The sequence below is a fragment of the Micromonospora orduensis genome (assembly GCF_006228125.1).
GTDB classification, from domain to species: Bacteria; Actinomycetota; Actinomycetes; order Mycobacteriales; family Micromonosporaceae; genus Micromonospora; species Micromonospora orduensis.
The window spans coordinates 1-9,741 of the sequence record NZ_VDFY01000161.1 but is presented as its reverse complement, the minus strand read 5'-3'; the positions used below and the strand labels follow the sequence as shown (position 1 = coordinate 9,741).

Sequence of the window (9,741 nt, the reverse complement as noted above, 5' to 3'; positions counted from 1 at the left end):
CGAGCACCCCGGCGTCGAGCAGCGGGCGCAGCGGGCCGAACGTGGCGCCCAGCGCGGCGGTGTCGATGCCGGCGACACGGACCTGCCCGGCCGGCGCGGTGGCGACCAGCCGCAGCACCAGCGCCCGCAGCAGCCCGGCGACCCGGGAGTCGCGGGCGTCGGTGTCCAGGGCGAGGTGGTGGCCACCGCCCAGCGGCACCAGCACGGGAAAGCCACTGTCGGCTGTGGACGCCTCGCCGATCCGTACGGCCGCCGGCGCGTCGGTGAGCCCGGTTGCGCCCGGGGTGGGGGTGGCCAGTGCGGCGCCGAGGCGGGCCAGCCGGTCGACCAGGTCGCCGGCGCCGACCGGTGCGGCGGGTGCCGGGGCGGCGCCGAGCGCGCCCCGGGCGGTGTCCAGGTGTGCGCGGGCCGCCCGGTGGGCGGTGACCGCCTGCCCGTACGCCGACGCGAGCCTGCCCACACTGTGCCTCCCACGCCACGGCCGTCCGGTTCGCGGAAACCCTAACGGACAGCTGTGACACCGGCACAGTACCGACCCGCGCGTTGTCCTCGCGGCGGCCGACGGTCCGCCATGGACCGCCGGCCGCCGCGGGCGGGGTGGACGGGTCAGCCGGTAACGGCGTTCAGCGCCGGCAGGTAGCCGTAGCGGTAGCCGTCGGCGTCCGGGTGGTACGCCTCGATGATCCCGGAGATGTCGTTGATCCAGGGGTCGCCGGCGCAGACGCCGTGCCCGGCGAAGGACGAACGGGTGTCGGCGAAGGTGGCGCCGGCCGCGGCGGCCCGGCTGGCGGTGACCGAGGCGAGCACGTCGGCGGCCTCGTTGAGGATGGTGCGCTTGTAGGTGCTCATGGCCAGCCAGCCGCAGGAGGTCGTCTCGAACAGTCGCGGATAGCCGAGCACGATCAACCGGGCGTTCGGCGCCCGGTTACGGATGGCGGCGTACGTGGCGTCGAGCCGGCCCGGCAGCGTCGAGGTGGCGAACGACTTGGCGTTGTTGACGGCGTTGGTGCAGGACGAGGTGCTGCCGAACCGGCAACTGGTGATGACGTTGACGAAGCCTGCGTCGTTGCCGCCGATGGTGATGGTGACCAGTGTGGTGCTGGCGCTGAGCGCGCTGACCTGGTCGTTGAGGACGTCGGCGGTGACCGCGCCGCCGCAGGCCCGGAAGGTGAAGCTGGTGACGCCGTGGGCGGCCGCCCAGAGCGGGGCGTACGACTTCTGGCTGCGCAGGCAGCCGGAGGTGTCGTACGGGCCGGCGCCGACACCTGAGGAGTACGAGTCGCCGAGCGCGACGTAGGTGACGGCGGCGGCCTGGGCGGTGCCGGGGACGAGCACGGCGCCGAGGGCGGCGGTGAACGCGGCGACCAGCGCGGCCAGGGCGCGGGCCAGCGGGCGGTTGGGCATGACGGACCTCCACAGGACAGGGGGTGGTGGGATCCTGCGACCGCGCGCGTGGCCAGGGTTTGTTACTAGTCGGTAATACTATCGAAACACATAGATCAAAGGAATAGCTCGACACGGTGCCCGGCGAGGCAGCGACGCTCACGGTTGTCGATTAGGTTGACGGGCGTACAACCCCGATGGAGGGAGTCCACCTCGTGCGACGAGTCCTCACGGCGGCCACCGCCGCCCTGACCCTCACCACCGCCGGCACCATGCTCGCCGGCGCCCCCGGCCAGGCCGCCCCGACGGCCTGGGGCCGGCCCACCGTCACCGCCGCGCCGCAACCCGGCGCGCCCGGCCTGGGCGACACCTACTTCCCCGACTACGGCAACGGCGGCTACGACGTCGAGCACTACGACGTCCGGCTGCGCTACGAACCGACCACCGACCGGCTCACCGGCACCACCACCATCCTCGCCACCGCCACCCAGGACCTCTCGTCGTTCAACCTGGACTTCCTGCTCGACGTCGAATCGGTGCGCGTCAACGGCTGGGAGGCGAGCACCAGCACCGCTGGTGTGCACGAACTGGTGGTCACACCGGCCCGCACCATCACCCGCGGCCAGCAGCTCACCATCGTGGTGCGCTACGCCGGCGTCCCGTCGCAGACCCTGGTCGGCGGCTACAGCAGCTGGACGCGCACCGCCGACGGTGCGCTCGCCGTCAACGAGCCCGAGTCGGCGTGGTGGTGGTTCCCGAGCAACGACCACCCACTGGACAAGGCCACCTTCGACATCTCCGTGTCGGTGCCCACCGGCGTCGAGGTGATCAGCAACGGCGTGCAGCCCCGGCCGCCGCTGGCCGAGGCCGGCAACCGCACCCGGTGGATCTGGCGGACCACCTCCCCCACCGCCACCTACCTGGCCTTCCTGGCCATCGGCCAGTACGACATCGTCACCGACACCACGCCCGGCGGCCAGCCGGTGATCAACGCGTACAGCACCTCGCTCGGCGCGCTGCGTCCGGCCGCGCGGGCCAGCATCGAGCGGACCGCCGAGATCATCGACTGGGAGAGCGGGCTCTTCGGCCCGTACCCGTTCGAGGCGCAGGGCGGCGTGGCCGGGCCGGTCGACGGCATCGGGTTCGCGTTGGAGACCCAGACCCGACCGGTGTACGGCCCGGGCTTCTGGCGGCGCGGCGCCAACACGTACGTGGTGGTGCACGAGAACGCCCACCAGTGGTTCGGTGACTCCGTCTCGGTGGCCGAGTGGCGCAACGTCTGGCTCAACGAGGGCTTCGCCTCGTACGCCGAGTGGCTCTGGTCCGAGGAGCAGGGTGAGGGCACCGCCCAGGAGCTGTTCGACTTCACCTACGACAGCTACCCGGCCGACGACGAGTTCTGGCAGGTGCTGCCCGGCGACCCGGGCGCCGCCCAGGTCTTCGACGGCGCCGTCTACGACCGGGGGGCGATGGCCCTGCACCAGTTGCGACTGGCCGTCGGCGACGACGCGTTCTTCGAGATCCTGCCCGCCTGGACCACCGCGCACCGGTACGGCAACGGCACCACCGCGCAGTTCCAGGCCCTCGCCGAGGACATCTCCGGCCTGGACCTGGACGAGCTGTTCACCACCTGGCTGTTCACCGCCGGCCGGCCGGACGTGGCCAGCGCGGCGCGCACGGCCACCCCGCCCGCCGCGCCGAAGTCCTGGGCCAAGATCCGCGAGGCCCACGAACTGCTGTCGCACCAGTAGGCAGGCACCACCCGGAAGGCCCGTCGCGCACGCGGCGGGCCTTCCGCATTGTCGCTGACTGGACCGACCCCCGGGCCGGCGGCGCGCTCAGGACGCCGGCGCCGCCGACCGGTCCACAGTCGACCCGGCGCCGGCCGGACCGCTCCGGGAATCCTCAGCGGACGGCGAGCGGCTGCGCGGCCGGGCCGACCGGCGCCGGTAGTGCCCCGGCGCCCCCGAGGTAGCCGTGGATCGCGGCGGCCGCCGCACGCCCCTCGGCGATGGCCCAGACGATCAGCGAGGCGCCCCGGTGCATGTCACCCGCGACGAACACCCCGTCGGCGTCGGTCTGCCAGTCGTCGCGGGCGTCGACCGCGCCCCGAGGGTTGCGGGTCACCCCGAACTGCGCCAGCAGCGGCTGCTGCTCGGTGCCCTCGAAACCGATCGCCAGCAGCACCAGATCCGCCGGAAGCTCCCGCTCCGAGCCCGGCACGACGGTGACGATGCGCCTGCCGTCGCGCTTCTCGACTGTCACCTCGGCGATCCGCACCGCCCGCACCTGGCCGGTGCCGTCGTCCACGAACTCCTGCACCGCCACGGCGAAGACCCGCTCGCCGCCCTCCTCGTGCGCCGGGTAGCTGCGCAGGATCCACGGCCAGGTCGGCCACGGGTCCCGTGCCTCGTCGCGCTCCTGCGGCGGCTGCGGGTACAGGTCGAGCTGGTGCACGCCGGCCGCGCCCTGCCGGTGCGCGACGCCGAGGCAGTCAGCCGCGGTGTCCCCACCACCGATGATCACCACGTGCTTGCCGGCCGCGTCGATAGGCGTGCCGTCCGGCAGCGCCGCCCGACCCGGCCGACCCTCGCCGGTCACGGCGACGCCCGGCTCGTCGGTGGCCGCCGTGGCGACCGCGCGGTTGGCCGCGACCAGGTGCGCCATGGCCTGGTGTACGCCCCGAAGCGCCCGCCCCGGGGTCTCCGGAGTGTCCCGGCCCTGCAACGCCCCGCAGGCCAGCAGCACCGCGTCGTGCTCGGCGCGCAACTGCTCGGCGGTGACGTCCACCCCGACGTTCACCCCCGTGCGGAAGCGCACCCCCTCGGCGGAGAGCTGGGCGAGCCGGGCGTCGATGTGCCGCTTCTCCAACTTGAAGTCGGGGATGCCGTACCGGAGCAGGCCACCGATCGCGTCGTCGCGCTCGTACACCGTCACCGCGTGACCGGCGCGGGCCAGCTGCTGGGCGGCGGCCAGGCCGGCGGGCCCGGAACCGACCACGGCGACCGACCGGCCCGACGGCGCCGGTACGGGACGCGGGGTGAACCCGCGCGCCGCCGCCGCGTCGGCGATCTCCACCTCGACCTGCTTGATGGTCACCGGCTGACCGCCGGCGATGCCCAGCACGCAGGCCGCCTCGCAGGGCGCCGGGCAGAGCCGGCCGGTGAACTCCGGGAAGTTGTTTGTGGCGTGCAGCGACTCCACCGCGGCGTCCCAGTTGCCGGTGCGGACCAGGTCGTTCCAGTCCGGGATGCGGTTGCCCAGCGGGCAGCCGTCGTGGCAGAACGGGATGCCGCAGTCCATGCAGCGGGTGGCCTGCTCGCGGACGAGGTCCTCGCCGGCCGGCGGGTACACCTCGCGCCAGTCGCTGATCCGCACCGGCACCGGGCGGCGGGCCGGCAGCCGCCTGTCGTAGCGCAGGAAACCGTTCGGGTCAGGCACGAGCCACCTCCTGGGCCGCCACCCGCGGGGCGGGCGGCACGGGCATCGCCGGCACAGCCGGTGCGGTCAGTTCCTTCATGACCGCGTCGTCGACGTCGCGGCCGGCGGCTTCGGCGGCCCTCATGATCTCCAGCACCCGGCGGTAGTCGCGGGGCACCACGGCGGTGAACTCGGCCACCGCCTCCGGCCACCGCTTGAGCAGCTCCTCGGCGACCGCCGAGCCGGTCTCGGCGACGTGCCGCTGGACCAGCTCGTGCAGCAGCGTCTGCTCCTGCTCGCCCAGCGGCGCCAGGTCGACCAGTTCTCCGTTGACCCGGGAGCGGTCCAGATGGTGCACGAACGCCATCCCCCCGGACATGCCGGCGGCGAAGTTGCGGCCGGTCGCGCCGAGCACCACCACCGTGCCGCCGGTCATGTACTCGCAGCCGTGGTCGCCGACACCCTCGACGACGGCGACCGCGCCGGAGTTGCGCACCGCGAACCGCTCCCCCACCCGGCCGCGCAGGAAGACCTCGCCCGCGGTGGCCCCGTACAGGATGGTGTTGCCGGCGATGATCTGGTCCTCGGCCCGCTGCCCCGGCTCGGCGTCCGGGTCGAGGAACGGCGCGGCGGCGTCCGGACGGACGATGAGGCGACCGCCGGAGAGGCCCTTGCCCACGTAGTCGTTGGCGTCGCCGTGCAGCCGCAGGGTCACCCCGTGCGGCAGGAACGCGCCGAACGACTGCCCGGCCGTGCCGTGCAGCACGAACTCGATGGTGTCCTCGGGCAGGCCGGCGCCCCCGAAACGACGGGTCACCTCCCCGCCGAGCATCGCGCCGACGCTGCGGTGCTCGTTGCGCACCGCCACCTCGACCCGCACCGGCGCGCCCTCGGACAGCGCCGGACGGGCCAGCGCGATCAACTCGTTGTCCAGGGCGTGCTCCAGGCCGTGGTCCTGCGCCCGTACGCCGCGCCGGACGGTGCCGGACGGCAGCTCGGGCAGGTGCAGGACGGGCGCCAGGTCCAGTCCGTGCGCCTTCCAGTGCGTCACCGCCGGGGCGACGTCGAGCAGCTCGGACTGCCCGATCGCCTCCTCGATGGACCGGAAGCCCAGCTCGGCCAGGTATCCCCGGACCTCCTCGGCGAGGAACAGGAAGAAGTTCTCCACGAACTCCGGCTTACCGGTGAACCGCTCCCGCAGCACCGGGTTCTGGGTGGCGATGCCGACCGGGCAGGTGTCCAGGTGACACACCCGCATCATGACGCAGCCCTCGACGATCAGCGGCGCGGTCGCGAAGCCGAACTCCTCCGCGCCGAGCAGCGCCGCGATCAGCACGTCCCGGCCGGTCTTGAGCTGACCGTCGACCTGCACGGTGACCCGGTCACGCAGCTTGTTGAGCAGCAGCGTCTGCTGGGCCTCGGCCAGCCCCAGCTCCCACGGGGTGCCGGCGTGCTTGAGCGAGTTCAGCGGAGACGCGCCGGTGCCGCCGTCGTGCCCCGAGATGAGGATGACGTCGGCCTTCAGCTTGGCCACACCGGCCGCGACCGTGCCGACACCCACCTCGCTGACCAGCTTGACGTGCACCCGGGCGGCCGGGTTGACGCACTTCAGGTCGTGGACGAGCTGCGCCAGGTCCTCGATCGAGTAGATGTCGTGGTGTGGCGGCGGGGAGATCAGGCCGACGCCCGGCGTGGCGTGCCGGGTCCGGGCGATCCACGGCCAGACCTTGTTGCCGGGCAGTTGGCCGCCCTCGCCGGGCTTCGCGCCCTGCGCCATCTTGATCTGGAGGTCGTCGGCGTTGACCAGGTATTCACTCGTCACACCGAACCGGCCGCTGGCGATCTGCTTGACCGCCGAACGGCGTACCGGGTCGTGCAGCCGCTCGACGTCCTCGCCACCCTCGCCGGTGTTGGACTTGCCACCGAGGCGGTTCATGGCGATCGCGAGCGTCTCGTGCGCCTCGGCGGAGATCGACCCGTACGACATGGCGCCGGTGGCGAACCGCTTGACGATCTCCGAGGCCGGCTCGACCTCGTCCAGGGGCACCGCCGGGCGGACCCCGGTGCGCAGGGTGAACAGCCCCCGCAGCGAGCCGGCCTGCGCGGCGAGCGCGTCGACAGTCGCCGTGTACTCGCGGAACACGTCGTACTGCCGGCTGCGGGTGGCGTGCTGGAGCAGGAAGACCGTCTCCGGGTTGAACAGGTGCAGCTCACCCTCGCGGCGCCACTGGTACTCGCCGCCGACCTCCAACCGGTCCGAGGCCGCGGCGCCGGCCGGCGGCCAGGCCAACGCGTGCCGGGCGGCCACCTCGGCGTGTACGCCGGCCAGCCCCACCCCGCCGATCCGGCTGGGCGTGCCCCGGAAGTAGCGCTCGATGAGCCGGGTGTCCAGGCCGACCGCCTCGAAGACCTGCGCGCCGCAGTACGACGAGACCGTCGAGATGCCCATCTTCGACATGATCTTCAGGACGCCCTTGCCGAGCGCCTTGGCGTAGTTGCGTACCGCACCGGCCGGTTCCACCCCGACGAGCGCGCCCGTGGAGATCATGTCCTCCACCGACTCGAACGCCAGGTACGGGTTGACCGCCGCCGCGCCGTACCCGATCAACACCGCCGCGTGGTGCACCTCCCGGCAGTCGCCGGACTCCACGATGAGCGCCGCCTGGGTGCGGGTCTGCTCCCGCACCAGGTGCTGGTGCACGGCGGCGGTGAGCAGCAGCGACGGGATCGGTGCCAGGTCGGCGTTGGAGTCCCGGTCGGAGAGCACCAGGATGCGGACGCCGTCCTCGATGGCCTCGGAGACGTGCCGGCAGATCTCGGTCAACCGGGCCTTGATGCCGGCGGCGCCCTCGCGGATGCGGTACAGGCCGGAGACCCGGACGGCCTTGAAGCCGGGCAGGTCACCGTCCTCGTCGATGGAGAGGATCTTCGCCAGCTCGTCGTTGTCGATGATCGGGTGCGGCAGCACGATCTGCCGACAGCTCGCCGCCCCGGGGTCGAGCAGGTTGCCCTCCGGCCCGATGGTCGACGCCAGGCTGGTCACCAGCTCCTCGCGGATGGCGTCCAACGGCGGGTTGGTGACCTGGGCGAAGAGCTGATGGAAGTAGTCGTAGAGCAGCCGCGGCCGGGTGGACAGCGGCGCGATCGGAGTGTCCGTGCCCATCGAGCCCAGCGGCTCCGCGCCGGTACGCGCCATCGGCGCGAGCAGGATCTTCAGCTCCTCCTGCGTGTAGCCGAAGGTCTGCTGGCGGCGGCGTACCGAATCGTGGGTGTAGACGGTGTGCTCGCGGGCCGGCAGGTCGTCCAGCTCGATCAGCCCGGCGTGCAGCCACTCGCCGTACGGCTGCGCGGCGGCCAACTCTGACTTGATCTCCTCGTCGTGCACGATCCGCCCGGCGACGGTGTCGACCAGGAACATCTTTCCCGGCTGGAGCCGCCCCTTGGCGACCACGTGGGCCGGGTCGAGGTCGAGAACGCCCGCCTCGGAGCCCAGCACGACAAGGCCGTCGTCGGTCTGCCACCAGCGGCCCGGGCGCAGCCCGTTGCGGTCCAGCACCGCGCCGACGATCTCGCCGTCGGTGAACGCCACCGACGCGGGCCCGTCCCACGGCTCCATGAGGCTCGCGTGGAAGCGGTAGAACGCCCGCTTGTCCGGCTGCATGCCGGGGTCGTTCTCCCACGCCTCGGGGATCATCATGAGCACCGCGTGCGGCAGGCTCCGCCCCGCCAGGTGCAGCAGCTCCAGCACCTCGTCGAAGTTCGCCGAGTCGGAGGCGCCGGGGGTGCAGACCGGGAAGATCCGCCGGATGTTGCCCGGGAGGTTCGGCGAGCGCAGCAGCGCCTCACGGGCCTGCATCCAGTTGCGGTTGCCCCGGATCGTGTTGATCTCGCCGTTGTGGGCGATGAACCGGTACGGGTGCGCCAGCGGCCAGGACGGGAACGTGTTCGTGGAGAAGCGGGAGTGCACAAGCGCGATGGCGCTGTCCACCCGCTCGTCGCGCAGATCGGGGTAGAACGCCGGCAACTGGTCGGGGGTGAGCATCCCCTTGTAGATCATCGTGCGGCTGGACAGCGACGGGAAGTACGCCGGCACGCCCCGCTCGGCCGTCTCCCGTTCGGCCTGCTTGCGCAGGCAGAACGCCACCCGGTCCAGGTCGATGCCGCTCAGCGCGGAGCCGGCCCGACCGGCCGGCGAGTCGGTGAGCCGACGCGCGGCCACGAAGACCTGCCGGACCCGGGGCATCGCCGCCAGGGCGGTCTCGCCGAGCCCTTCCGGGTCGATCGGCACGTCCCGCCAGCCGAGGAGGTCGGCGCCCTCGACAAGCGCGTACTTCTCGACGACACGGCGGGCGCGGGCCTCGGCGGCGTCGTCGTCGGGGAGGAACACCAGACCGGTGGCGTACTCACCGGCCGGGGGCAGCTCGACGCCAGCCACCGCGCGCAGGAACACGTCCGGGACCTGGATCATGATGCCCGCGCCGTCACCGGTGTTGGGCTCCGCGCCTCGGGCGCCCCGGTGGTCCAGCCGGCAGAGCGCGCCGAGCCCGTTGGCGACGACCGCGTGCGAGCGCCGACCGTGCAGGTCCGCCACGAAGGCCACCCCACAGGCGTCGTGCTCCTGCGCCGGGTCGTACAGGCCCTGGGCGGACGGGCGAGGGTCGGGCGTCGGGGACGCCTGCGGGCTGAGCGGGTACGGCTGTGACTTGTGCGGGTACGGCTGAGCCACCGGGCCTCCTGTCGTCACTCAGGTTGGATCATGATGGGGACGACGTCGGCCCGTGGGTCTATTGAGTCTACGTTAGGGCTGCGGCCGCAAGGCCAGTCAAGATTGATCACACCGTCCAGAGTCTGGGACGTGTAGTCTCGCGCGGTGGATCCGCTGCATCAAGACGTCTTCGACCGGTTGGAACGCTTCTACGACGCGGTTCCCCGCGACGT

4 protein-coding genes and 1 pseudogene are annotated in these 9,741 nt (G+C 72.6%); 1 reads left to right on the top strand and 4 read right to left on the bottom strand.

Features of this window, described 5'->3' with window-relative positions; genetic code table 11:
- Both FHG89_RS16140 and FHG89_RS16135 read right to left on the bottom strand, forming a co-directional pair.
- Positions 1-460 (bottom strand): annotated as a pseudogene (locus FHG89_RS16140) (FtsK/SpoIIIE domain-containing protein); the annotation flags it as partial.
- Between the two features lie 146 nt (positions 461-606).
- Positions 607-1,404, bottom strand: coding sequence for an SGNH/GDSL hydrolase family protein (locus FHG89_RS16135; protein WP_139585209.1), 798 nt, complete (start codon positions 1,402-1,404; stop codon positions 607-609).
- Between the two features lie 176 nt (positions 1,405-1,580).
- Between FHG89_RS16135 and FHG89_RS16130 the strand changes: the two genes are divergently transcribed.
- Entirely contained in the window at positions 1,581-3,134 is a 1,554-nt protein-coding gene (locus FHG89_RS16130; protein WP_425280183.1) for a M1 family metallopeptidase, read from the top strand.
- 154 nt (positions 3,135-3,288) lie between these two features.
- On the opposite strand, the gene FHG89_RS16125 is transcribed toward FHG89_RS16130, so the two are convergent.
- Complete coding sequence (locus FHG89_RS16125; RefSeq protein ID WP_139585207.1) at positions 3,289-4,824, bottom strand: glutamate synthase subunit beta; 1,536 nt, start codon at positions 4,822-4,824, stop codon at positions 3,289-3,291.
- Positions 4,817-9,529, bottom strand: coding sequence for a glutamate synthase large subunit (gltB, locus tag FHG89_RS16120; RefSeq protein WP_139585206.1), 4,713 nt, complete (start codon positions 9,527-9,529; stop codon positions 4,817-4,819). The genes FHG89_RS16125 and gltB overlap by 8 nt, the downstream gene beginning before the upstream one ends.
- Positions 9,530-9,741: the final 212 nt, after the last annotated feature.